Origin of the sequence: Maricaulis virginensis (genome assembly GCF_027922185.1) — a bacterium.
Lineage (GTDB): Bacteria > Pseudomonadota > Alphaproteobacteria > Caulobacterales > Maricaulaceae > Maricaulis > Maricaulis virginensis.
This window is the reverse complement of sequence record NZ_BSFE01000010.1, coordinates 59,089-80,139: the sequence shown is the minus strand read 5'-3', so window position 1 is coordinate 80,139 and position 21,051 is coordinate 59,089. Positions and strand designations below refer to the sequence as shown.

Here is a 21,051-nt window from a genome sequence, read left to right as displayed (position 1 = left end):
GGGAGTCTCCAGATTGCATGTGCGAGCCCCCTATAGGTGAAGCCCGCCGGGGCCGGGATCAAGGGAAACCGGAGCGGGCGCCGGGAAAACATCTGCCCGGTTGCATACGGGGCGCCCGTGCCCTCTAGCCATTTTGCCCGTTACGCGCTATCCGGCCGCATGCTGAACCTCGACTCGGCCCTTTCCTCACAATCTGACCTCCGGGAGGCCTGCGCCTGCAGGCCCGTGCGCGCATGACCGACGATATTATCGACCAGAACCACCAGAAACTCCTGATCATCGATTTCGGCAGTCAGGTGACCCAGCTGATCGCCCGCCGCGTGCGCGAGAGTGGCGTCTATTGCGAGGTCCACCCCTATAATCGCGCCGATGCCGCCTTCATCGACGATTTCGACCCGAAGGCGATCATCCTGTCCGGCTCGCCGCACTCGACGCATTGGGACAACTCGCCCCGCGCCGATGACAGCGTCTTCACCCGCGGCCTGCCGGTGCTGGGTATCTGCTATGGCGAGCAGACCATGTGTGCCCAGCTGGGCGGGGCCGTGGAAGCCTCGGACGATCGCGAATTCGGCCGTGCCGACATCACCCTGATCGAGGACAGCCCGCTGTTCGAGGGCTTCGGTCCGGTCGGTCACGAGGAACGCGTCTGGATGAGTCATGGCGACCGGGTCTCGGCCCTGCCGCCGGGCTTTAAGGTGATCGCGAAATCGGGCCATGCCCCGTTCGCCGCCATCGCCGACGAGGACCGCCGTTTCTACGGTGTGCAATTCCATCCGGAAGTCGTGCACACGCCGCGCGGCGCGGCCCTGCTGCGCAATTTCACCCACACGATTGCCGGCCTGACCGGCGACTGGTCGATGAAGTCCTTCAAGGACGAGGCGATTGCCAAGGTGCGCGCCCAGGTCGGCGACAAGAAAGTGATCTGCGGTCTCTCCGGCGGGGTCGACAGTTCGGTCGTGGCCGTGCTGCTGCACGAGGCGATCGGCGACCAGCTGACCTGCGTCTTCGTGGACACCGGCCTGATGCGCCAGGGCGAGGCGGACGAGGTGGTGACCCTGTTCCGCGAGCACTACAACATCCCGCTCGTCCATGCCGACGAGGAGAAACTCTTCCTCGAAGCGCTGGACGGCATCGACGATCCGGAAAAGAAGCGCAAGACGATCGGCAAGCTCTTCATCGACGTCTTCGAGGCCAGGGCGAAAGAGGCCGGCGGCGCCGACTTCCTCGCCCAGGGCACGCTTTACCCGGACGTGATCGAGAGTGTCAGCTTCGATGGCGGTCCTTCGGTCACCATCAAGTCGCACCATAATGTCGGTGGCCTGCCGGAGCGCATGAATATGCAGCTGGTCGAACCGCTGCGCGAACTGTTCAAGGACGAGGTGCGCGCCCTGGGCCGCGAGCTGGGCCTGCCGGAAGCCTTTGTCGGCCGTCACCCCTTCCCGGGGCCGGGCCTGGCGATCCGCATCCCCGGCGCCGTCACGAAGGAAAAGGCCGACATCCTGCGCAAGGCCGACGCCATCTATATCGACGAGATCCGCAAGGCAGGCCTCTATGACAAGATCTGGCAGGCCTTCTCCGTCCTCCTGCCCGTGCGCACCGTTGGCGTGATGGGCGACGAACGCACCTACGACCACGTCCTGGCCCTGCGCGCGGTGACGTCGGTCGACGGCATGACCGCCGACTACTACCCGTTCGAACACGACTTCCTCGGCCGGGTGGCAACGCGGATCATCAATGAATGCCGCGGCGTGAACCGGGTCGTCTATGACGTCACGTCCAAACCGCCGGGAACGATTGAGTGGGAGTAGGGCTTCATTGATTTGTAGTGCTTCGTGCACTACATTGCGGTGAGGAGACTTGCTATGCTCAATTTTACCGGTCCCGGCCGCACACCTGAAAAGCAGACCCGCACGACGCAAATCCGTCATGGCGACCAGCTTGGCGAGATGATCGAGCGTGCGGCGACGTCGCTGGGTGTCGACAAGTCGGTCTTCCTGCGCGCCGCAATCGAGAATGAGGCCGCGCGCGTGATCGAGGCGCAATCCCGCCACGTGCTTTCGGCGGAGGACGCAGCACGTTTTGCCGCGGCCCTGGATGCCGACCTGCCGCCGACGCCGCGGGCCCTGGAAGCAGCAAGAGCCTATCGCCGCCGCGTTGTGCATGCCGACTGACGGCGTCGATCTGCGCATAGAAAAGTTTGATCCGGCGCGGCATGACCGCGCCGGTTTCTCATGCGGCGTCGACCGGCTGGATAATTATCTCAAGCTGACGGCAAAGCGACAGCAGGTCGATGACATGACCCGGGTCTATGTCATGACCGCTGACGGCGACAACCGCATCCTGGGCTACCACGCCATCAATCTGGGCATGATGGACGTGACGGAGCTGCCCAAAAAGCCGCGCGGTACGCCCGCTCATGGCGAACTGCCGATCCTGTTCCTCGGCCAGGTTGCTGTCAGCCAGTCTGCGCAAGGCCGGGGGATCGGCTCGATCCTGATGCATCATGTTTTCGAGAAGGCCAGCCGGATAGGCGAAGAGGCCGGCTGCTTTGCCCTGGTTCTCGATGTGATGAACGATGGCGGCGAGGCTGCATTCGCCCGCCGCTGCGCCTGGTATCGGGATTTCGGATTCCAGGATTTTGCCAGTCAGGCCGGACGCATGTTCATGACGATGAAGCAGGTCCGCGCGATCATCCAGGACCCTGTCGTCTAGCCACCGCCCGCCACACCGCACTCCATCGCAAACAGCGCTTCCAGGTGCTGCCGCGCCAGATCCGTGGTCATCGCCGGATCGCCTGCCAGGATAAGCCCGGCGAGGCCGTCGCGCAGGGCGTCGAGGCGCAGGGCTGTGGCAGCCGGGTCAGGGAGTTGCCAATCCCCGGCAGAGACCCCGTCGGCGAGCAGGCGGGCGAGGGCGCTGCGCAATTGCGTGCGGATACGGTCCAGTGCCTCGGCGATGGGCGGATCGTGCGGGGCGAGCCGTTCGGCGTCGATCCACAGCCGCCAGTAAAGCCGGGCTTCCGGTGCGAAGGCCTCGGCCATGAAGCGCCCGATCGCGGCACGGGGCGCTTCGTCGGCACGCCGGATGTCGGCCGGAGCGTCCTCGAACACCGCTTCCCAGGCCGCGGCCCGCAGCACCGGCCAGCGGAAATAATGGTTCAGCAGGCCGGTTCCCACGCCGGCGCGTTCGGTGACGCTGCGGGTCTGGGCCGCCTCCAGACCGCTCTCCATCAACACTTCGACCGCCGCCCGGAATATCCGCTCGCGGCCGCTGCCGCGCACTTTCTTCACGTCTGTCATCGCGTCCCTCTTGACTCATTGAGCCATTGCTCAATTAAATTGAGCAACTGTTCAACGAGGGTTTTATGCCGGTACCGGATCGTAATTCAACCGTCGATACGCTGCGCACCGCGGCGCTGATCGGCATCTGCGTGGTCAACCTGCCCTTCATGGGCCTGCCACAGGGCGCCGTCCTGACGGCACCGGACGGGCTGTGGAACCAGGCGGCGGCGCTCTTCACGGGCATCTTCTTCGAAGCCAAGTTCTTCATGCTGTTCTCCTTCCTGTTCGGCTGGGGGATCGAGATCCAGCAAAGATCGGCCGAACGGGCCGGTGCCAGTGCCGGGCGGCGTTATGGCCGGCGCCTGGTCATGCTGGCTCTCTTTGGCATCGCGCACGCCATTTTCGTCTTCTCCGGCGATATCCTCGTGCTCTATGCGCTGCTCGGCCTGCTGATCTGGCCGTTTCGCCGTGCGCGTCCCGGCGTTCTGGCAGCCATCGCGGCGGGCATGGTGCTCGTGTCCTGCCTGTCGCTGACATGGCTGGCCACCCTGCTGCCGTCCGGGGCCGTGCCCCTTCCCCCGGGGCCGGGGCTGGGCGGCAGCTATGACGAGGCCGTCCTTGCGCGCCTGGCGGAGTGGCCGGAAACCCTCGTCTTCCTGATCATCCTGCAGGGACCGCTGGCTTTCTGCGCCTATGCGGCGGGACTGGCGGCGGCCAAGACCGGCTTCTTCGAACCGGGATCGCCCTGGCGGCGCCATTGTGCCCATGCCTTGCCCTGGCTGCTGATGGCGGGCCTGCCGCTCAATATCGCCTATGGCTATGTCGCCAACGGGCCGGGCTTCGGCGGCAATGGTCTGGCCGATCTTGCGAGCTTCGTATCGCTCGGTCTGGGCGCCCCCGTACTGGCGGCGGCCTATCTCTGCGTCATCCGTCTTGTCTTCGAGCGGCCGCGCCTGCCGCAGATCCTGGTTCTGGCCGGGCGGAATTCCCTGTCAGCCTATGTATTGCAGGGCGTGATCGCCGGCTTCCTGTTCGGGGCCTACGGGCTGGGCCTGTTCGGCCTGCTGGGGCATGCCGCCCTCTTGCCGCTGAGCGTCGTCGTGGCGCTCGCCGCCATGCTGGCTGTCGGACTGTATGCCCGGCTGTTCGGGCGAGGTCCGCTGGAGGTGGTTCTGCGCCGGGTCACCTATGGCGGCCAGGTCCGGCGCAGCGGCGGGGAAGGGGCAAAGCCATGAGCCCCTTCGTCATGCTCGTGCGCATCATGGCGCTGGCCCTGCTCATCGCCCTGATGGCAGCCCTGACGGGCTGCGCAGCGGCACCGGACATGCCGTCCGGGCGCACTGACGCCGTCACCGGTTTCTGGTCGCTGCCGGACGATCAGGGCGTGATCGAGGTCATGCGATGCGAAACGCGGGCCGATGCCCTGTGCGGCCGGATCGTCGCGCATGACGGGCCGGACGATGCACGCGACTATTCCCATCCCGATGTCTGGGCCTGGGGCGAGCGGGTCTGCGGCAGCCAGGTCGTGTTCGACGCGCGTGCGCAGCCGGAGACCGGGCTGTGGCAGGGCCGTGTCTATGTCCGCGCCGAAGGCGCGATCTATCACGCCGAGATATCACCGGCCGGACCGGACAGGCTCGACGTGCTGCTCTATGAAGGGGCGAGCGTGGATGAAGGTATATCGGTCGCGATCGGGGCGGCGATGGGCAATCTGCCCGATCCGGTCGATCTGGGTTATCTCGCCGTCCGTGCGGCCGCCGGGCGGGAATGGCTGGCCCGGGAGCAGGTCTGGAGACGGATCGATGCGGTGCCCGGCCGGTGCGACCGCTGAGCTGTGACGGCATGCTTGAGCGGACCCGGGCGCCGGAATTTCCGGAAAGCGGCCGGTCAGGCCTTGTTTCCGACACAGTTCCGGCGCATAAGATGGCTCATCGATATTGAATGACGAATCTTCTGGGCGCGGTTTTCGCCCCCCTGACGCTCTTCCTTCCAAAATCGACACTCGGGTATCTGTCGGCACACGGTCGGCTGGGCCCACCTACACGTGACTGATTGAAAGGAAATCGTCATGGCTACTGGTACCGTTAAATTCTTCAATACCACTAAAGGCTTCGGCTTTATCGCTCCGGAAGATGGCTCCACGGACGTGTTCGTCCACGCCTCTGCCGTCGAGCGCGCCGGTCTGCCGACCCTGTCCGAAGGCCAGAAGATCAGCTTCGACGTCGTTCAGGACAAGCGCTCGGGCAAGAGCGCCGCTGACAATCTGGAAGCCGTCTAGGCATCCGGTTTATCCGGCAGCTGGATGCCAGCGCGCCGGATGGGCAATTGCAAAGGCCGGGCATCAGCCCGGCCTTTGTCGTTTCCGGACCCCGGTTCAAGGAGAACACACGCATGGTCCAGAAAATTGACGAGAGTATCTTCACGCTGAAGTCGACGGCGCCAAAGTCCAAGGCCGATGTCACCGACGCGGTCGTGCGCGAATATCTCAAGGAAGAACACGAAGCGCGCACAGCCCTCACCAGCAAACTGCGCGCAGCGCGGCTGGCGCTGGAGGCAAGCCAGCCGGCACCGGAACCGGTCAAGCGCCGCAGTCCGCGCCGCGCGAAGTCCTAGCCCGGCTGCAGTACCGCAGCATCCCGTTCCAGCGTCCGCTTGACCGCAGGCCGGTCGGCACAGCGAGCGACCCAGTCGCGGATTTTCGGATTGTCCGGCAACAGGTCGGAGAACCACTGGAAGGGGCTGGAACACAGGAGGTCGGCGGCGGAATATTGCTCGCCGAGCAGGTATGGGCCCTTCTCCAGCGCGTCGTTGAGGCGGGCAAGCATGGTGTCCATGTCCCGGATGCTGGCGGTGATCGCAGGATGCGACAGGCCGGCCCAGTGCAGGATGAAAACCGGCTCCATCACGCCCTGATAGTAGAACAGCCAGGACAGGTAGGCGCCGCGTCCCGGCTCGCCCTCGATCGGACCGAGCCCGGCTTCGGGATACTTGTCGGTGAGATAGAGGACGATGGCGCCGCGCTCGCGGACCGTTTCATCGCCATCCACCAGGAAAGGCACTTTCTTTTCCGGGTGCGGATTGGCCGGATCCGGACCGCCCGTGCCGTCCTGGCGCGGGATCGTGACTTCACGGATTTCGACATCGGCGCCGAGTTCGTCGATCAGCGTGACGATGCCGGAGGAACGGCTCATCGGGGAATGGTAGAGCGTGGGCATGGGGTTTTTCCTTTGTGTTGCGATGACGGTGTCTTACACACACCCTGCTGACAGATTGCGGCAGGAGCGAGAATGGCCCGTACAGACCGGCTGATGCGTCTGATGGACACGATGCGGCGCCTGCCGTCTCCGGTGACGGCCGCACGGCTGGCGGACGAGACCGGGGTCTCCCTGCGCCAGCTCTATCGCGACATCGCCACCCTGCGCGCCGGCGGGGCATTGATCGACGGGGCGGCGGGGGTCGGCTACACGCTGACCGAGGATCCCGCCCTGCCGCCGCAGAGCTTTTCGCGTCTGGAAATCGAGGCGCTGATGCTGGCCGTGGGATCGCTGGAGCGGATCGGCGACGACACGCTGACAGCCGCCGGCAAGGATGCGCTGGCACGGATCATCGCAACGTTGCCCGACGCCCAGTCGCGCCAGGCGATGCACTCGGCGATGCGCGCCTGGTTTCCGGCCGATATGCGTCCGCCGGTCGGGATCGATATGGACCTGCTACGCCAGGCCTGCTGGGACGAGTTCTCGCTTGTCATGACCTATCGGGATCTGAAGGAAAGCCGCACCGAGCGCGAGATCTGGCCGCTGGGTCTGTCCTATGGCGAGGGGACGCTGATGCTGCTGGCGCATTGCCGCCTGCGGCTGGACTACCGGGTCTTCCACGTGTCGCGCATCGAAGGCCTGGAACGTGGCGGCGACAGCTTCCGGCCGCGCCGGGCCGGCTTGCTGCGCGACTATGTTGCCGCCCGCCGCAAACAGCAGGCCCGGTCCTAGAGCCTGTCAGGCAATGGCCGCGAGGCGGTCTTTCAGTGCGGCCTTCGCGAAGTCGAGGAAGACGCGCATCTTCGTCGGCAGGGCCCCGCGGCTGGCATGGATCAGATGCACGGGCAGGGGGGCGGGCTCGAAGTCCTCCATGAGGATGCGCAGTGCGCCGTCGCGGACCGCATCCGCACACTGATAGCTCAGCACCCGGGTCACGCCGATACCTTCGCTGGCCGCCCACACGGCGGCATCGGCGGCAGAGACCGTGAGCCTGGGCGGGCAGGCGATGTCGACCGGTTTGCCGTCCGGTGGTGTCAGGCTCCAGCGGCCGCCCGGCGAGAGGACATCGAAATGCACGCCCGGCAGGGCGGCGATGTCGTCGGGGGTTTTCGGCGTGCCATGAGCGGCGAGCAGCTGCGGGCTGGCGACGAGAACCGTCCGCACCGACCCGATACGGGTGGCGACCATGGCGCTGTCGGGCAGGGCACCGATCCGGACGGCCATGTCGATGTGTTCTTCCATCAGATGCAGGTTCCGGTCGGACAGGGTGAGGCCGACGCTGATCTGCGGATAGGCGGCAAGGAAGTCCCTGACGACGGGCAGGGTGTGCAGCCGTCCGAAACAGACCGGCGCTGTCAGGTTCAGCGCACCGCGCGGCGTGTGGAATTCGCCGGCGGCTGTGCGTTCCGCCTCGTCGATATCCTCCAGGACGCGGCGCGCCGAGGCGAGGTAGGCAATGCCGGCGTCTGTCAGGGCGAGCTTGCGCGTGGTGCGCGTCAGAAGGCGCGTACCCAGATGGGTTTCCAGCTCGGTGACCTGCCGGCTCACCGTTGCCAGGGGGATGCCCAGCGTGCGGCTGGCGGCCGAGAAACTCCCGCTGTCAACGACCTGAACCAGGATCGACATGGCTTTGAGGCGGTCCATGATTGTTCCAGGAATTGGAAAAGATATTTCCGTTAGTATCGGATTATCGTTCCCGGTGAAATGCCTATTTCTCCCCGGCAAGACGCGATCCGCGATGGATCGCACGGACCCCGAAGGAGAAAACATGTCCCGTCTGCCGATCCCCGATCTCGATTCCGCACCGGAAGCATCCAGGCCGATCCTCAATGCCGTCCACAAACAGCTCGGCACCGTGCCGAACATGTTCCGCCTGGTCGCGACCAGCCCGGCGGCGCTGGAAGGTTTTGCCGGCAATAACGGCGCGCTGGCGAAGACGCTCGATGTGAAGACGCGCGAACGCATCGCCCTGGCCGTGGCCCAGATCAATGGATGTGACTATTGCCTGTCGGCCCACACCTATCTCGGCCTGAATCTGGCCAAGCTCACGCCGGAAGAGATCGACCGCAATCGCCGCGGCCAGTCCGGTGACGCGAAGGCCGATGTCGCGGTCCGTTTCGCCGCGAAAGTGGTAAGGGAGCGCGGCCAGGTCTCCGATATCGATATCGCCGGGCTGCGCGAGGCCGGCTATTCGGATGGCCAGATCGTCGAGATCGTCGCCGTCGCGGCCGAGAACGTCTTCACCAACCTGATCAACATCGTCGCCCAGACGGATATCGACTTCCCCGTCGTCAGCGCTGCGGAAGCGGCCTGATGGCGAGCGGGCGGGCCGGTTCGCCGTCCCGCCCGTTCCTTTTGCGGCGACCAGGACAGGAGCTTCGCCATGAGCTACGGATTTCTCGATATTGCGACCACGCCCGGCGTGCGGACGATGCAGGCGGAGATGGGCAGTGCCCATGTCTGGGAGCGGTTCGAGGGTGATCGCGCCTTCGACCGGTTCGGGCGCAACGAGATGGATTTCATCGCGGCGCGCGACAGTTTCTACATGGCCACCGTGTCCGAAACCGGCTGGCCCTATGTTCAGCATCGCGGCGGCCCGGCGGGCTTTCTCACCGTGCTCGACGAGCGCACGCTGGCCTTCGCCGATTACCGCGGAAACCGGCAATACATCTCCACCGGCAATGCCCGGGCGAATGCTCGTGTCGCGCTGATCCTGATGGACTATGTCCGCCAGGCGCGCCTCAAGATATTCGCCACTGTCGAGCTTCTGCCGGCGGAGCCGGACAGTAACCTCGCCGGACAGGTTCTCACGCCGGGCTATCGGGCCCGGCCGGAGCGCATCGTTCTGCTGCACCTTGCCGCCTTTGACTGGAATTGCCCGCAGCACATCACGCCGCGCTTCACCGAGGCAGAGATCATCGAGACCATGCGCGGCGTGCGCGAACGCCTGGCCGGTCTTGAAGACGAGAATGCGCGCCTGCGGGCCGAACTCGCCCTTGCGGGCCATCGGGAGGGCGCACGATGACCCCGACCGTCCGCCCGCCGGTTCCGCCCTTCACCACGTTCAAGGCCGCCGCCGAGAAGGTTCGCCTGGCCGAGGATGCCTGGAATTCGCGCGACCCCGAACGCGTGTCGCTGGCCTATACGCCGGACAGTGAGTGGCGCAATCGCGAGATCTTTCTCACCGGACGGGCGGAAATCGTCGCCTTCCTGACCGGCAAGTGGAAACGCGAGCATGACTACCGCCTGATCAAGGAGGTCTGGGCATTCCAGGCGAACCGCATCGCCGTGCGCTTCGCCTATGAATGGCGCGACGATTGCGGCAGCTGGTATCGCGCCTATGGAAATGAGAACTGGGAATTTGCCCCGGACGGGCTGATGCGCCGCCGGATCGCCAGCATCAATGACGCACCGATCCGCGAGGCGGACCGAAAATTCCACTGGGAGCAGGGCCGTCGCCCGGACGATCATCCCGGACTGAGCGAGCTGGGGCTGTGAGGCAGCTGGGCCGCCCGGCCTAAAGCAGGGCCTCGACTGCGCCGCGCAGTCTTTCCGGCGTTTCCTGGGGGCCGAAGCGTTTGACCACATTCCCTTCGCGGTCGACGAGGAATTTCGTGAAATTCCACTTGATGGCTTTCGAACCCATCAGGCCGCGGGCCTTGCGCTTCAGGAATTCATAGAGCGGCGCCGCGTCCGCGCCGTTGACGTCGATCTTGGCGAACATCGGGAAGTTCACATCATAGGTGAGCTTGCAGAAATTCGCGATCTCCTCGGCATCGCCGGGTTCCTGATTGCCGAACTGGTTGCAGGGAAAGCCGAGAACCACGAGTCCCTTGTCCTGCAGGTCCCTGTAGAGGGTTTCCAGGCCTTCATACTGGGGCGTGAAGCCGCATTTCGAGGCGGTGTTGACGATCAGCAGTACCTTGCCGCGATAATCGGCGAGCGAAACCTCCTCACCGGCGATGTCGATGGCGTTGAAGTCGTAGATCGTGGTCATGCGCAAGCCTCCTCGGGTCCGGCCCGCATTCTTCACGAGTCAGCCCGCGCCGTCGATGCCCGGCCGCGCAAGGGCGGCTGTCAGGTGAGTGATTGAGGCTTTTGCCGGGAATGACCGAGCCCGCCCCTGGCCGCGACCCGCATCAGGCGCCTGAAAGTGGGACATTCCATATGGCTGGGCGCGCGGCACTCCGCGGCGTGACGAAGCCCGTCCCGCATCGCGGTCAGCTGGCCGATGGTCCGGTCGATATCCTCCGCTTTCTCGACAAGCCTGCCGCGATCAATGCGCGGTTCGCCGTCGGGCGCGAACATGCCGCCGATCTCGTCCAGCGAGAAGCCGGCCGCCCGCCCCAGGGCGATCAGGGAGAGCCGGTCGACGACAGACGGGTCGAACAGGCGTTTCAGACCGCGCCGGCCGATCGACACGATCAGCCCCTTTTCCTCGTAATAGCGCAGGGTCGAGGCGGGTAGTCCGGTCAGCCGGGCGAGTTCTGCAGTGTCCAGGTCTTTCATCGCTTGACCTCAAGTTGACTTGAGGTGGCAGCCTGCGCCTTCCGCCGCTTTCCGGCAAGGCAAAAGGAGACCGATATGAACACGATGCAGGCAAATCCACCCACGGCAAAAGAGATATGGAACGGCATCGCCGGGCAGAACTGGGTGGAGGCCCAGGTCCTGCTCGACAGCATGTTCAAGCGCTTCGAGGACGTCATTGTGACGGGCTGTCTGGAACAGGGCGCACGCCATGTCCTCGATGTCGGCTGCGGTACCGGTGCAACGACATTGGCAGTGGCAGACCGTTTGCGCGGAGCGGGAGGCTGCACCGGGATCGACATCTCGGATCCCATGATCGAGCTGGCGCGTAAACGCGCAGTGCAGTCCGGATCGAGCGCCGATTTCATCTGCGCGGACGCCGAGGATCATCCGCTTGGCGTCGCCCGGTATGACCGCATCGTGTCGCGTTTCGGTGTGATGTTTTTCCGCGATCCGGTGCGGGCTTTCGCCAATCTGCGCCGGGCGAGCGCGGCGGGCGCACAGCTGGCCGTCATCGCCTGGCGCGACCCTGCGGAAAATCCCTTCATGACAGGAGCCGAGGCCGCGGTGCGGCCTTTGTTGCCGGAGGCTCTCGCTGCGGCGCTCCAGCCGACCGGACAATTCGCCTTTGCCGATGAAAACCTTGTCCGGGGAATTCTGCGCGACAGCGGGTGGTCCGGCGTCACCATGACGCCGCTCGATATCGCCTGTTCCCTCCCGGAGAACCAGCTGGAGACCTGGCTGACGCGGCTTGGCCCGCTCGGACGGCTCCTGCCCGAACTTGATCCAGTGCACCGCGCCGCGGTGATCGACGCCGCGCGTTCTGCATACGCGCCGTACACCGCCGGGGGCACGGTGCGCTTCACGGCTGCGTGCTGGGCGATCGGAGGCGAGAATGTCTGATCCCGCTATCGAGTTTCCGATTGCCGCCGTGCTGATCGGGTGCGGGGCAACGGCGTTTATGGATGTCTGGGGCGTCGTGAAGGCCCGCCTTTGGGGTGTCCCGTCCCTGGATTATGCCCTTCTGGGACGCTGGGTCGGTCACATGCCGCGGGGGCGGTTCGTTCACCGGCCCATTGCTGCGGCCGTGCCTGTCGCGGGTGAGCGGGCGCTGGGGTGGCTCATCCACTATCTGACCGGCATCGCTTTCGCCGCGTTGCTGCTGGCAGTGTGGGGGCCTGGATGGCTTGACGCGCCCGCACTGGCGCCAGCCCTCATTATTGGCCTTGGGACCGTGCTGTTCCCCTTTCTGGTCATGCAGCCGGCGCTGGGGGCAGGTATCGCCGCCAGCCGCACACCGGCGCCGGTCCGTGCCCGCTTTCACAGCCTGGTGACCCATGCCGTGTTCGGACTTGGACTTTACCTCTCGGGACTGCCGGTGGGTTCGCTGTTGCGATGAATGCATCGGCGGGGATGCGACTGGCTCCCCGCCGGACCGCCTTGCCGGATGCAGAAGACTGTTCGAGCCCCGCGCGATGCAGCATAGGGTGACGCCACCCAAGCAAACCTCTCCGGGAGACCGATCATGATCGACAGCCAGGCCGCCCGCCTCGACAGTCTCGAGACCCACATCTCGCACCAGGATCGTATGATCGAGGAGCTCAACGAGGTCGTGCTGGCCCAGCGCGAAGACATTCGCCGGCTGGAGCGGCGGATCGACAAGCTGATGTCGCGTGTGGCGACGCTGGAGGACCAGGCACCGTTGCCGGAGAACACACCGCCGCCGCACTACTGAGCGCGCTAGGCGGAGGCCGGGGCGGCAGTCGGTCGCACCGGTCCTTATTGCGTCTGAGAAACAATCGCATTATGGCTGCGGCCTGTCCGATGGCTGACCCTGAGTGCGATCATGAAACTCCCCATTCTTGCTGCGATGACGGCTGCAAGCCTCGCGACGGCCTCCGCGACCGCCCAGAACGAGGCCGACGGGTTCGGCGTCCTGGTCATGGCACATGGTGGCGGCGAGACGTGGAACGGCGAAGTCCGCGACATGCTCGCGCCGATCGATCAGGATTATCCGCTGGAGCTCGCCTTCGGCATGGCCGATGCGGTGAGCCTGCAGGAGGCCGTCGACCGGCTGGAGAGCCGCGGTGTCGACCGGATCGGCGTGGTGCGCCTCTTCATCTCCGGTGAGAGCTGGTACGAGCGCACGCGCGAGATCATCGGCCTGGACACCGGCGCGCCGGCGCGGCCTGAACCGGAAGACATGGACGGGGAAGAGGGCGGCCATCACGGCATGCGCATGGAGTACTGGCGCCTCGACACCGATGCGGAGTACGCCCTCTCAACCGAAGGGCTGGCCGAAGCGCCGGAAATGGGTGCGGTGCTCGTCGAGCGGGCGCGTGCGCTCAGCGAAACGCCGGAGAATGAGAGCGTTCTGATCCTCGCCCACGGTCCCGGCGACGATGCGGAAAACCGGCGCTGGATCGACTGGATCGATGCGCGTGCGGACACGGTCCGCGAGGCGATGCCCTTCCGCGAGGTTCGTGTCGAGACGCTGCGCGAGGACTGGCCGGAGGCGCGCGAAGCTGCCGAAGTGCGGATCCGGGACTTTGTGACAGCGGCCAATGAAGGCGAGGGACGCACGATCGTCCTGCCTTATCGGGTCCAGGGCTTCGGCCCCTATGCCGAGGTTCTGCAAGGTCTGGACTATGCCTCATCCGGCCGCGGCCTCCTGCCGAGTGTCGAGGTGGAGCATTGGGTGCGCCGGCAGATCGAGAACATGCGGGCGGGCGAGTTCGAGGCGCCGCTGCCCGAGGAGGCGCATGCCGCTGCACCGGAAGCCGACCGGATGCACATGTCTCATCACTAGCGCGAGCGCCGCGCTTGACCGGACCCCGGACGGACCGCGAGGTTGAGGCTCGGTGAGTCGCTGGAGCCCCCATGTCTGAACAGCTGAGCCTCCTGGGGAAGACGCGTGCAACCGATCGTCTCTTCTTCGCCCTGTTTCCCGACCCGGGCACAGCAGAACGGATCGCGGCGGTTGCGGCACAGCTGCGGGAGCGGCATGGCCTGACCGGCCCTGCGCTGGCGGCTGAGCGCTTCCATATCACGCTGTCGCATCTGGGTGATTATCACGGCCTGCCGGCGGATATCGTCGCCAAGGCGCGTCAGGCCGGAGACCTGGTGTCCGCCCCGATGTTCAGACCGCATTTCGACCGGGCCGGCAGTTTTGCAGGGCGCTCCGGCAACCGGCCCTTCGTCCTGCAATCGAGCGAAAGCGAGACCGTCGTGACGGCGTTCCAGCGAACACTGGGACGGGCGATGATGGCGGTCGGTCTGGGGCGCAAGGCCGGGCCGTATTCGCCACATGTCACACTGCTCTATGATGACGTGATGATCCCTGTCCATCCCGTCGGGCCCGTCATCTGGACCGCGGGCGAGTTTGTGCTTGTGCACAGCCTGCTCGGGCAAACCCGGCATGTCATCCTCGACCGCTGGCCGCTCGGCGCCGAGTGACGGCTTGATGATCGGCCAGCCTAGTCCGCAGGCGAAGCGAGAGCGCTTCTGACCTTCGGCATGATGCGGCGGCTCACCGGCACCTCGCTGCCCTGGGTCAGAAGCAGCCGGCCGACACCCGACGCATCGCGCTCGAGCGCATTGACGAAAGCCGTGTTGACGATGTGAGAGCGGTGAACGCGCAGGAATGTCTCCGGCAGTTCAGTCTCAAGCCCTGCCAGCGAGCCGTTGTAGAGCGCCGTGCGGCCGTCATCATGGTGGACTTCGACATAGTCTCCGGCGCCTTTCAGCTGCACGATCCTGTCCGTGGGCACGTAATCCACGCGTCCGGCGCTGACCAGCTGCAGCTGTACAGGCGCTGTGCGTTGGCGCGCTTCGGCCAGGGCCGTCTCGAGCTGCCGTGCGCGTCTTTCCTCGGCCTGCCGGCGCTGGCGTTCGCCGACGAGGGTCAGGGCCTGGCGGTAGAAGAGAAAGATCAGCATGCCGCCGGCTGCGAGATAGAAATACGTGTCGATGAAGTCGGTCGGGAAAGCGATCATGAGCGCTGCAAACGCGCAAAAAAGCGCGAGATAGGCCGGGGCCCCGGGACGTTTCCCGATGCTCCAGATGATGCTCCCGATAATGCCGGCCGCCACGGCGGCCAGAAGCGCGTAGCCGGTCTTGCCGTCAAAACCGGGCACGACGACCACGATCAAGACCATGATAGCGGCCAGTCCGGTCAGGCGCAGCATGCGCGCCCTGACAGCCAGTCTGCTCAGGCGCAGCAATACGTAGGCGTTCAGACACAGTCCGAAACCGAAGGCGCAGACCAGGATGGCGACCAGCCGTATCTCGTGCACGGGGTAGGGATAGGGGTAGAGCGAGCGCGAGACTTCGGCCAGCAACTGGATCGCCGCAAACAGCGAGGCTGCCGACAGGATGGCCGAGCCCTCGCGGTCTTCACCGCGCAGGGCCGTGACGCCAAAGAACAGGCAGCCGACCGCGAAAGCGCCGAATGTGATCAGGGATGGCCAGTAGGCCAGGATCATGCGCCGGCTCGGGTCCCGGTAGGGGCCGAAGGCAACGCGATGCATCGGGGCTGCCAGCCGGATGAAGCCATGCTGGGCCGACAGGCGAAGCACGACCGTGTTCTCGCCCTCCTGCACCAGGGCGCGCGGAACATAGATCACGCTGTCCATCCGGCCGGGAATTTCCGCGTCGCGCGTGCCGGCGGGCCGGCCATTGGCGCCCAGATAGGTGCCATTGATCCAGGCTTCGCTGGAGGCCTTGGCGAGCACCTGCAGGCCGAAGGGGCCGGGACCGTCGAGGTTTTCAGGACGCAGGACCAGCTGCGCCTGCACCCAGAGATGCCGGCCCTGCGGATCGACGGACCATAGCGGCGTGGTTTCGCAGTGCGGTCCCGAGAAGTCCGGAATCCGGGCCGGATCGTCGACGGGGCACACCCTCACATTCGCCGTGTCGACATGGGCCCCGGGCTGACCGTATGCCGCAATGGACAGCAGCAGGCTGGTGGCGATGGCGGCGAGGAGGGCGCAGATGGTTTTCATTCACCCAGTCTAGCCTGCCGCCCGGCGAAGGCCGATGCCGTTTGCAGGCCGGTCATGACCGCTCACAGATCGCGGCGTGTGCGGTGGCGCAGGGCATCCGAGGATGAGGGTGAAGCAACCCCAGAGGTCTCCCCATGTTCCCCATCCGATCCCTTCTCGTCATTGCCGGTCTTGCCATCGCGCTGCCGCTGATCCCGGCTGCAGGCGCCGAAGAGCCGATCACCTTCACGGCCCGGTCCGGCGACAGCGTCGACGCCTTGCGCGGCACCTTCCAGGTGCCTGAAGACCGGTCCGACCCCGGCAGCCGCATGATCACCCTGTCCTATGTCCGCTTCCCCGCGACCGGTGACGCCGATGGACCGCCGATCGTCTACCTGGCCGGAGGGCCGGGCGGTTCGGGCAGCGGTACGGCAGAGGGGCCGCGCTTCGAACTGTTCATGGCGATGCGCCAGCATGGCGACGTCATCGCCTTCGACCAGCGTGGCACCGGCGACTCGACCCGCCTGCCGCGCTGTGTCTCCTCGGTCCAGGTGTCCGAGACCGAGCCGGTGTCCGATGCCGACTATGGCGCGGCCTACCGGCAGGCTGTCGAGGAATGCGGTGCATTCTGGCGCGGCGAAGGCGTCGCTATCGAGGGCTATACGACGCGCGAGAGCGTGCAGGATATTTCGGACCTGCGCGCCCATCTCGGCGCCGACACCGTCACGCTGTGGGGCATCTCCTATGGCAGCCATCTGGCCCTGGCGGCGCTGAAGGATATCCCCGACGAGATCGACCGCGTGATCATCGCCAGTGCCGAAGGGCTCGACCAGACGGTGAAGATGCCAGCCTATACCGACGCCTATTTCGCCCGCCTGCAGGCGGCCGTGGACAGCCAGCCGCAAGCCGCGGCCCGCTATCCCGATATCGCCGGACTGATGCGCCGCGTGCACGCGCGCCTGGAGGCCGAGCCGATCCTGCTGGAGATCCCGCAGCAGGATGGTTCGGTGGCGTCCGTTCTGCTGCAGCGGCGGCACATGCAGGAAATGAGTTCAGGCCTGATCTCCGACCCGCAATACGCCGCCATCCTGCTGGCGCTCTATGCGACACTCGACGCCGGTGAGACCGGACTGGCCATCGGGCTTCTGCAACGCTTCCACACGCCGGGTGAGCCGATCTCGCTGAGTGCCATGCCGACGGCCATGGATCTGGCGTCGGGTATCGGCGATGCGCGTCTGGCAGAATTCGAACGCCAGGCCGAAACCGGACTTGTCGGCCAGTATCTCAACCATCCCATGCCGCAGATCCGCGGGGCCTGGAACGGCTTCGATCTGGGTGATGATTTCCGCGCGGCACCGGCCGGCGACACGCCGGTCCTGCTGCTCACCGGAACGCTGGACGGGCGCACCTATCCGGAAGGCCAGACTGCAGCGGTGTCCGGATTGTCCCATGTGACACAGGTCATCGTGCGCAATGCCGGGCACAATCTCTTCATGACCTCGAGCGAGGTCCACGATGTCATGCACCGCTTCATGCGCAATGAGCCGGTGGGGGCCGAAGAGATCATTGTCGATCTGCCCGACTTCACCGAACTGCCCTTCTAGGCGGGACGGACTGTTCACGAATACCGCCCCGGCCCGGCTTGATTTCCGGGCCGGGCGCGGTCATACCGGCCTCATCGGATCTCGAACCCGGAGCGCATGATGAACAACCACCTGCAAATCGAAACCCAATGTTTTGCTTTTGCCGGTGTTTGCCATGTCCGCTTCGATCACGCTTTCCAGTCTTTCCCTCGCCACGCCTGATGCCCGTCCGCTCGTCGCGGACCTGACGCTCGCCTTCGGGGCGGAACGCACCGGCATTGTCGGCCGCAATGGCTGCGGGAAGTCGACCCTTCTTCATGTTCTCTCCGGTGCGCTTGCACCCGCCGCCGGCGAGGTCTCCGTCACGGGCAAGATCGCCCTGATGGAACAGCACGCCTGCGCCGGTGCCGCCACCATTGCAAAAGCGCTGGGGGTGGAAGATGCGCAGGCCTGTCTTGCGCGCATTCTCGATGGCACGGCGAGCGACGCCGATCTCGATCATGCCGACTGGACGCTGGAAAGCCGCGTCGAGGCCGCGCTGGCGCAGGTCGGATTGCCGGCCTGGCCGCTTGACCGTCCGGCTGCGGCCGCCAGCGGTGGCCAGAGAACGCGTCTGGCGATCGCACGCATGCTGCTGGCCGAACCGGATATCCTGCTGCTCGACGAGCCGACCAATAATCTCGATGCCGATGGCCGGGCGGCCATCCTCTCACTGATCGAGAACTGGTCCGGCGGCATCATCGTTGCCAGCCACGACCGGGACCTGCTGGAGTGCATGGACCGGATCGTCGAACTGACCCCGGTTGGGGCGACGGTGACCGGGGGTGGCTGGACCGCGTTCGCGGAGGCCCGTGCAGCCCGGCTCGCGCGCGTCGAGGCGGAGGCCGAACGGGCCGAGGCCGGTGTCCGCCAGGCCCGCGCCGCGGCGCGTCAGCGGTCCGAGCGCAAGGCGCGGTCAGACCGGGCAGGCCGCCAGGTGCGCGCTTCGGGCGGACAGCCGAAAATCCTCCTGGATGCGCGCAAGAACCGGGCCGAAGGCAGTGACAGCCGGGTTGCCCGCATGTCGGCGCGCCAGCTGGAAACAGCCGGGGCCGAATACGATGCGGCCCGCGAGAAGGTCGAGATCGTCACGCCGCTCAGTATCGATCTTCCCGCCAGCGGCCTGGCCGCAAGCCAGTCGGTGCTGAGTGTCCGGGATCTGGTCTTCTCGCGCGACGGGCGGCGGATTGTCGGTCCGCTTTCGTTTGAGATCACAGGTCCGGAACGGATCGCGCTTGCCGGTCCCAACGGGTCTGGAAAGAGCACGGTCTTCGATCTGGTGACCGGGCGGCAGCAGCCGGACAGCGGCGCTGTTTCGGGCCGGCATGAGCGCTTTGCGCTGCTCGACCAGGCCGTGACCTTTCTGGAGCCAGCCTTGTCGGTCGCAGCCAATGCCCGCCGGCTTAATCCTAAGCTCTCCGAGAATGCGGTGCGGGCCGCGCTCGCGCGTTATGCCTTCCGGGCAGAAGCTGCGGAGAAGCCCGTTTCCGTCCTGTCCGGCGGCGAGCGGATGCGGGCCGGACTGGCCTGTCTCGCCTGCGCGGCCGAGGCCCCGCAATTGCTGATCCTGGACGAGCCGACCAATCATATCGATCTGGAAGCCGTGGAACTCCTGGAACAGGCTCTGGCCGGATATGACGGCGCCATTCTGGTCGCCAGCCATGATACGCGCTTCCTGGACGCGATCGGTGTCTCGCGCACGATCACGCTGGAGGTGCCCGCCGCCTGATCACCGGGGGCAAATGAGCAAGAACAGGCACGCTGTGTCTGCCCGTGCGGGCGAGTATCATTGCGACCCGGACACAGGAGAATGGGGATGAGAGCGGATAATCGTGCAGGCTATGCCGACCGGATCGATCGGGTCGTGGCGCATATCGAGGCGGCCGACGAGGAAGCCCTGCTGGATCTGGATACCCTGGCGGGCGTGGCGGCGCTTTCGCCGTTTCACTTTCATCGCATCTACCGGATCATGACGGGTGAGACCCCGGCGGAAACCGTGCGCCGCATCCGTCTGGTCCGCACCGCGCCAGCCCTTCAGGATGACCGTCTGACCGTGACGCAGGCGGCCGCGGCGTCGGGATATGCGACCAGCCAGTCCTTCGCGCGGGCCATCAAGGCTGCGACCGGTGCAACGGCGAGCGAGATCCGGGCGGGAGGCGGCAGCCTTCTGGAGCGCCTGCTGCAGCCGCAAGGCGCCGACGCTGCGACGCCCATGCGGGTCGAGATCGTCTCCACCGACCCGCTGCGCCTGCTCGCGATCCGCAATATCGGCGCCTATGCCGAACTGAACCGGACCTATGAGCGCCTGTTCGCCACCGTCTTCTCGCAGCTTCCGATGGAAAGCCTGCGCGGAATCTGGGGTGTCTGGCACGAGGATCCGCGCTTCTGCGATCCCGCAGACCTCCATTTCGACTGCGCCATCGAGATTGGCGAGGACTTTCCGGCGCAGGGTGAGGTCGAGCTGCTCGATATCGCCGGCGGCCGGCATGCCCGCCTGCGCCATGTGGGCAGCTATACGACGCTGCATGACACGATCGACCGGCTCTACGCCTTTGTCATGGCGGACGACACGCATCTGATCGCCGACCGGCCCCTCATCGTGAACTATGTCGACGATCCGGAAAGCCGCCCCGAAGCGGAATGGCGCTCGGATATCTACCTGCCGCTTGCCTGATTTTCGTCCCCGTTTGCTGACATCCGGTTTGAGGTCGGACAGGAGGTCCGGATAGTCTGGTGCCGGCAGCGAGGAGACAGACCATGCGCGCATATCTGGCCGGAGCGGTGACAGGGCTCGCCGTGCTGATGACCGCCGGACCCGCACAGGCTCAGCCTGCGGTCTATCGCGTAGTCAATGTCGACAGTCACGACGTCCTCAATGTCCGCCGTACGCCCAGCCCGACCAGTGCACTTGTGGGATCCTTGCCGCCCGGGGCAAGCCGGATCGAGGTGCTGGAAACGCGGCACGGCTGGGGCCGGGTCCTGCTGCGGGGAGCGGAAGGCTGGGTGAGTCTCGCCTATCTGGCGGAAGACGCGCGGCCGGATATTCCCGGACAGTCGGCGCCGGGCGGATTCGCCTGTGCCGGGACCGAACCCTTCTGGGGGCTTGAGATCGATACTAATGGCCAAGGGCGTTTCAATGACGCGATTTCGATGGGTGAGGAACGCGATTTCGAGGTGCGCGATGCGCGCACGGCGCGTGGCCGCATGCATCCCTTCGTCTACCGGTTCGAGGGGGAGGTGACCGGATTTGCACTTGTATCGCCGCAGGCCTGTTCCGACGGCATGAGCGATCTGGGCTATGGCTGGCATGTCAGCGCGGATATTGAAGACGGCGAGGGACGGCGGCTGCTGGACGGGTGCTGCCGGACACCGGTTGCAGAATAAT

The 21,051-nt window shown here is 65.7% G+C and carries 26 protein-coding genes; 20 read left to right on the top strand and 6 right to left on the bottom strand.

What is annotated here, in order from left to right; all coding sequences use genetic code 11:
* The first annotated feature begins 233 nt into the window (after positions 1 to 233).
* From guaA to PKE71_RS14730, 3 genes are read left to right on the top strand one after another with little or no spacing between them, the layout of a single operon-like run.
* Complete coding sequence (guaA, locus tag PKE71_RS14740) at positions 234 to 1,808, top strand: glutamine-hydrolyzing GMP synthase (RefSeq protein WP_271187759.1); 1,575 nt, start codon at positions 234 to 236, stop codon at positions 1,806 to 1,808.
* 54 nt (positions 1,809 to 1,862) lie between these two features.
* On the top strand, positions 1,863 to 2,171 hold the full coding sequence (locus PKE71_RS14735) for a type II toxin -antitoxin system TacA 1-like antitoxin (protein WP_271187758.1): 309 nt from the start codon (positions 1,863 to 1,865) through the stop codon (positions 2,169 to 2,171).
* Positions 2,161 to 2,712: a GNAT family N-acetyltransferase gene (locus tag PKE71_RS14730; protein ID WP_271187757.1), complete on the top strand. Its 552-nt coding sequence runs from the start codon at positions 2,161 to 2,163 to the stop codon at positions 2,710 to 2,712. Before PKE71_RS14735 ends, PKE71_RS14730 begins: the two co-directional genes overlap by 11 nt.
* Here the strand turns inward: PKE71_RS14730 and PKE71_RS14725 are convergent.
* Positions 2,709 to 3,299 carry a TetR family transcriptional regulator C-terminal domain-containing protein gene (locus tag PKE71_RS14725; RefSeq protein ID WP_271187756.1) on the bottom strand — a complete coding sequence of 197 codons (591 nt, stop codon included), beginning with the start codon at positions 3,297 to 3,299 and terminating at the stop codon, positions 2,709 to 2,711. The genes PKE71_RS14730 and PKE71_RS14725 overlap by 4 nt on opposite strands.
* Positions 3,300 to 3,364: 65 nt before the next feature.
* Here PKE71_RS14725 and PKE71_RS14720 point away from each other — a divergent pair, with 65 nt between their 5' ends.
* The 4 genes from PKE71_RS14720 to PKE71_RS14705 all read left to right on the top strand — a co-directional run bounded on the left by PKE71_RS14720 (position 3,365) and on the right by PKE71_RS14705 (position 5,894).
* Positions 3,365 to 4,516 (top strand): DUF418 domain-containing protein, encoded by a 1,152-nt coding sequence (locus PKE71_RS14720; protein ID WP_271187755.1) that lies wholly within the window; start codon positions 3,365 to 3,367, stop codon positions 4,514 to 4,516.
* Positions 4,513 to 5,112 (top strand): DUF2147 domain-containing protein, encoded by a 600-nt coding sequence (locus tag PKE71_RS14715; protein WP_271187754.1) that lies wholly within the window; start codon positions 4,513 to 4,515, stop codon positions 5,110 to 5,112. Before PKE71_RS14720 ends, PKE71_RS14715 begins: the two co-directional genes overlap by 4 nt.
* 237 nt (positions 5,113 to 5,349) lie before the next feature.
* Complete coding sequence (locus tag PKE71_RS14710) at positions 5,350 to 5,559, top strand: cold-shock protein (RefSeq protein ID WP_271187753.1); 210 nt, start codon at positions 5,350 to 5,352, stop codon at positions 5,557 to 5,559.
* A gap of 113 nt (positions 5,560 to 5,672) precedes the next feature.
* Complete coding sequence (locus PKE71_RS14705) at positions 5,673 to 5,894, top strand: hypothetical protein (RefSeq protein WP_271187752.1); 222 nt, start codon at positions 5,673 to 5,675, stop codon at positions 5,892 to 5,894.
* Here the strand turns inward: PKE71_RS14705 and PKE71_RS14700 are convergent.
* Positions 5,891 to 6,496: a glutathione S-transferase family protein gene (locus PKE71_RS14700; RefSeq protein WP_271187751.1), complete on the bottom strand. Its 606-nt coding sequence runs from the start codon at positions 6,494 to 6,496 to the stop codon at positions 5,891 to 5,893. The two genes, PKE71_RS14705 and PKE71_RS14700, sit on opposite strands and share 4 nt — an antisense overlap.
* 72 nt (positions 6,497 to 6,568) lie before the next feature.
* Here PKE71_RS14700 and PKE71_RS14695 point away from each other — a divergent pair, with 72 nt between their 5' ends.
* On the top strand, positions 6,569 to 7,267 hold the full coding sequence (locus PKE71_RS14695; protein WP_271187750.1) for a helix-turn-helix transcriptional regulator: 699 nt from the start codon (positions 6,569 to 6,571) through the stop codon (positions 7,265 to 7,267).
* A gap of 6 nt (positions 7,268 to 7,273) precedes the next feature.
* Here PKE71_RS14695 and PKE71_RS14690 read toward each other — a convergent pair whose 3' ends face one another.
* Positions 7,274 to 8,179 (bottom strand): LysR family transcriptional regulator, encoded by a 906-nt coding sequence (locus tag PKE71_RS14690; protein WP_271187749.1) that lies wholly within the window; start codon positions 8,177 to 8,179, stop codon positions 7,274 to 7,276.
* A 124-nt stretch (positions 8,180 to 8,303) separates the two neighbouring features.
* On the opposite strand from PKE71_RS14690, the gene PKE71_RS14685 reads away from it, so the two are divergent.
* The 3 genes from PKE71_RS14685 (at position 8,304) to PKE71_RS14675 (ending at position 10,033) form a co-directional block, all read left to right on the top strand.
* Positions 8,304 to 8,849, top strand: coding sequence for a carboxymuconolactone decarboxylase family protein (locus PKE71_RS14685; protein WP_271187748.1), 546 nt, complete (start codon positions 8,304 to 8,306; stop codon positions 8,847 to 8,849).
* A gap of 69 nt (positions 8,850 to 8,918) precedes the next feature.
* Positions 8,919 to 9,560: a pyridoxamine 5'-phosphate oxidase family protein gene (locus PKE71_RS14680; protein ID WP_271187747.1), complete on the top strand. Its 642-nt coding sequence runs from the start codon at positions 8,919 to 8,921 to the stop codon at positions 9,558 to 9,560.
* Positions 9,557 to 10,033, top strand: coding sequence for a nuclear transport factor 2 family protein (locus PKE71_RS14675; protein WP_271187746.1), 477 nt, complete (start codon positions 9,557 to 9,559; stop codon positions 10,031 to 10,033). Before PKE71_RS14680 ends, PKE71_RS14675 begins: the two co-directional genes overlap by 4 nt.
* A gap of 19 nt (positions 10,034 to 10,052) precedes the next feature.
* Here the strand turns inward: PKE71_RS14675 and PKE71_RS14670 are convergent, their stop codons facing one another.
* Together PKE71_RS14670 and PKE71_RS14665 are read right to left on the bottom strand one after the other, a co-directional pair.
* Complete coding sequence (locus PKE71_RS14670; RefSeq protein WP_271187745.1) at positions 10,053 to 10,532, bottom strand: glutathione peroxidase; 480 nt, start codon at positions 10,530 to 10,532, stop codon at positions 10,053 to 10,055.
* An 80-nt stretch (positions 10,533 to 10,612) separates the two neighbouring features.
* Positions 10,613 to 11,044 carry a helix-turn-helix domain-containing protein gene (locus PKE71_RS14665; protein ID WP_271187744.1) on the bottom strand — a complete coding sequence of 144 codons (432 nt, stop codon included), beginning with the start codon at positions 11,042 to 11,044 and terminating at the stop codon, positions 10,613 to 10,615.
* A 75-nt stretch (positions 11,045 to 11,119) separates the two neighbouring features.
* Between PKE71_RS14665 and PKE71_RS14660 the strand changes: the two genes are divergently transcribed.
* From PKE71_RS14660 to PKE71_RS14640, 5 genes are all read left to right on the top strand, one after another.
* A complete protein-coding gene (locus PKE71_RS14660; protein ID WP_271187743.1) occupies positions 11,120 to 11,965 on the top strand; it encodes a class I SAM-dependent methyltransferase in 846 nt (281 codons plus the stop codon).
* Positions 11,958 to 12,461 (top strand): DUF2938 domain-containing protein, encoded by a 504-nt coding sequence (locus PKE71_RS14655; protein WP_271187742.1) that lies wholly within the window; start codon positions 11,958 to 11,960, stop codon positions 12,459 to 12,461. The genes PKE71_RS14660 and PKE71_RS14655 overlap by 8 nt, the downstream gene beginning before the upstream one ends.
* 126 nt (positions 12,462 to 12,587) lie before the next feature.
* Positions 12,588 to 12,797 carry a SlyX family protein gene (locus PKE71_RS14650; protein ID WP_271187741.1) on the top strand — a complete coding sequence of 70 codons (210 nt, stop codon included), beginning with the start codon at positions 12,588 to 12,590 and terminating at the stop codon, positions 12,795 to 12,797.
* 111 nt (positions 12,798 to 12,908) lie between these two features.
* Positions 12,909 to 13,871: a sirohydrochlorin chelatase gene (locus PKE71_RS14645; protein WP_271187740.1), complete on the top strand. Its 963-nt coding sequence runs from the start codon at positions 12,909 to 12,911 to the stop codon at positions 13,869 to 13,871.
* 71 nt (positions 13,872 to 13,942) lie between these two features.
* The gene (locus PKE71_RS14640) at positions 13,943 to 14,518 is read left to right on the top strand and encodes a 2'-5' RNA ligase family protein (protein WP_271187739.1); all 576 of its coding nucleotides are present in this window, start codon (positions 13,943 to 13,945) and stop codon (positions 14,516 to 14,518) included.
* Between the two features lie 20 nt (positions 14,519 to 14,538).
* Here the strand turns inward: PKE71_RS14640 and PKE71_RS14635 are convergent, their stop codons facing one another.
* Entirely contained in the window at positions 14,539 to 16,065 is a 1,527-nt protein-coding gene (locus PKE71_RS14635; protein WP_271187738.1) for a LytTR family DNA-binding domain-containing protein, read from the bottom strand.
* Positions 16,066 to 16,199: 134 nt separating this feature from the next.
* Between PKE71_RS14635 and PKE71_RS14630 the strand changes: the two genes are divergently transcribed.
* The 4 genes from PKE71_RS14630 (at position 16,200) to PKE71_RS14615 (ending at position 21,050) form a co-directional block, all read left to right on the top strand.
* Positions 16,200 to 17,648 (top strand): alpha/beta fold hydrolase, encoded by a 1,449-nt coding sequence (locus tag PKE71_RS14630; RefSeq protein WP_271187737.1) that lies wholly within the window; start codon positions 16,200 to 16,202, stop codon positions 17,646 to 17,648.
* A 154-nt stretch (positions 17,649 to 17,802) separates the two neighbouring features.
* The gene (locus PKE71_RS14625) at positions 17,803 to 19,395 is read left to right on the top strand and encodes an ABC-F family ATP-binding cassette domain-containing protein (protein WP_271187736.1); all 1,593 of its coding nucleotides are present in this window, start codon (positions 17,803 to 17,805) and stop codon (positions 19,393 to 19,395) included.
* An 87-nt stretch (positions 19,396 to 19,482) separates the two neighbouring features.
* Positions 19,483 to 20,340, top strand: coding sequence for an AraC family transcriptional regulator (locus tag PKE71_RS14620; RefSeq protein WP_271187735.1), 858 nt, complete (start codon positions 19,483 to 19,485; stop codon positions 20,338 to 20,340).
* Positions 20,341 to 20,423: 83 nt separating this feature from the next.
* On the top strand, positions 20,424 to 21,050 hold the full coding sequence (locus PKE71_RS14615) for an SH3 domain-containing protein (protein ID WP_271187734.1): 627 nt from the start codon (positions 20,424 to 20,426) through the stop codon (positions 21,048 to 21,050).
* Position 21,051: the final 1 nt, after the last annotated feature.

Bases quoted from the DNA above. Each gene is read 5' to 3' on its own strand.
- PKE71_RS14670 (WP_271187745.1), bottom strand. From the start codon at position 10,532: ATGACCACGATCTACGACTTCAACGCCATCGACATCGCCGGTGAGGAG.
- PKE71_RS14655 (WP_271187742.1), top strand. From the start codon at position 11,958: ATGTCTGATCCCGCTATCGAGTTTCCGATTGCCGCCGTGCTGATCGGG.
- PKE71_RS14635 (WP_271187738.1), bottom strand. From the start codon at position 16,065: ATGAAAACCATCTGCGCCCTCCTCGCCGCCATCGCCACCAGCCTGCTG.
- PKE71_RS14715 (WP_271187754.1), top strand. From the start codon at position 4,513: ATGAGCCCCTTCGTCATGCTCGTGCGCATCATGGCGCTGGCCCTGCTC.
- PKE71_RS14720 (WP_271187755.1), top strand. From the start codon at position 3,365: ATGCCGGTACCGGATCGTAATTCAACCGTCGATACGCTGCGCACCGCG.
- PKE71_RS14650 (WP_271187741.1), top strand. From the start codon at position 12,588: ATGATCGACAGCCAGGCCGCCCGCCTCGACAGTCTCGAGACCCACATC.
- guaA (WP_271187759.1), top strand. From the start codon at position 234: ATGACCGACGATATTATCGACCAGAACCACCAGAAACTCCTGATCATC.
- PKE71_RS14685 (WP_271187748.1), top strand. From the start codon at position 8,304: ATGTCCCGTCTGCCGATCCCCGATCTCGATTCCGCACCGGAAGCATCC.
- PKE71_RS14725 (WP_271187756.1), bottom strand. From the start codon at position 3,299: ATGACAGACGTGAAGAAAGTGCGCGGCAGCGGCCGCGAGCGGATATTC.
- PKE71_RS14630 (WP_271187737.1), top strand. From the start codon at position 16,200: ATGTTCCCCATCCGATCCCTTCTCGTCATTGCCGGTCTTGCCATCGCG.
- PKE71_RS14700 (WP_271187751.1), bottom strand. From the start codon at position 6,496: ATGCCCACGCTCTACCATTCCCCGATGAGCCGTTCCTCCGGCATCGTC.
- PKE71_RS14710 (WP_271187753.1), top strand. From the start codon at position 5,350: ATGGCTACTGGTACCGTTAAATTCTTCAATACCACTAAAGGCTTCGGC.
- PKE71_RS14625 (WP_271187736.1), top strand. From the start codon at position 17,803: ATGTCCGCTTCGATCACGCTTTCCAGTCTTTCCCTCGCCACGCCTGAT.
- PKE71_RS14665 (WP_271187744.1), bottom strand. From the start codon at position 11,044: ATGAAAGACCTGGACACTGCAGAACTCGCCCGGCTGACCGGACTACCC.
- PKE71_RS14675 (WP_271187746.1), top strand. From the start codon at position 9,557: ATGACCCCGACCGTCCGCCCGCCGGTTCCGCCCTTCACCACGTTCAAG.
- PKE71_RS14620 (WP_271187735.1), top strand. From the start codon at position 19,483: ATGAGAGCGGATAATCGTGCAGGCTATGCCGACCGGATCGATCGGGTC.
- PKE71_RS14735 (WP_271187758.1), top strand. From the start codon at position 1,863: ATGCTCAATTTTACCGGTCCCGGCCGCACACCTGAAAAGCAGACCCGC.
- PKE71_RS14690 (WP_271187749.1), bottom strand. From the start codon at position 8,179: ATGGACCGCCTCAAAGCCATGTCGATCCTGGTTCAGGTCGTTGACAGC.
- PKE71_RS14730 (WP_271187757.1), top strand. From the start codon at position 2,161: ATGCCGACTGACGGCGTCGATCTGCGCATAGAAAAGTTTGATCCGGCG.
- PKE71_RS14640 (WP_271187739.1), top strand. From the start codon at position 13,943: ATGTCTGAACAGCTGAGCCTCCTGGGGAAGACGCGTGCAACCGATCGT.
- PKE71_RS14705 (WP_271187752.1), top strand. From the start codon at position 5,673: ATGGTCCAGAAAATTGACGAGAGTATCTTCACGCTGAAGTCGACGGCG.
- PKE71_RS14695 (WP_271187750.1), top strand. From the start codon at position 6,569: ATGGCCCGTACAGACCGGCTGATGCGTCTGATGGACACGATGCGGCGC.
- PKE71_RS14615 (WP_271187734.1), top strand. From the start codon at position 20,424: ATGCGCGCATATCTGGCCGGAGCGGTGACAGGGCTCGCCGTGCTGATG.
- PKE71_RS14645 (WP_271187740.1), top strand. From the start codon at position 12,909: ATGAAACTCCCCATTCTTGCTGCGATGACGGCTGCAAGCCTCGCGACG.
- PKE71_RS14680 (WP_271187747.1), top strand. From the start codon at position 8,919: ATGAGCTACGGATTTCTCGATATTGCGACCACGCCCGGCGTGCGGACG.
- PKE71_RS14660 (WP_271187743.1), top strand. From the start codon at position 11,120: ATGAACACGATGCAGGCAAATCCACCCACGGCAAAAGAGATATGGAAC.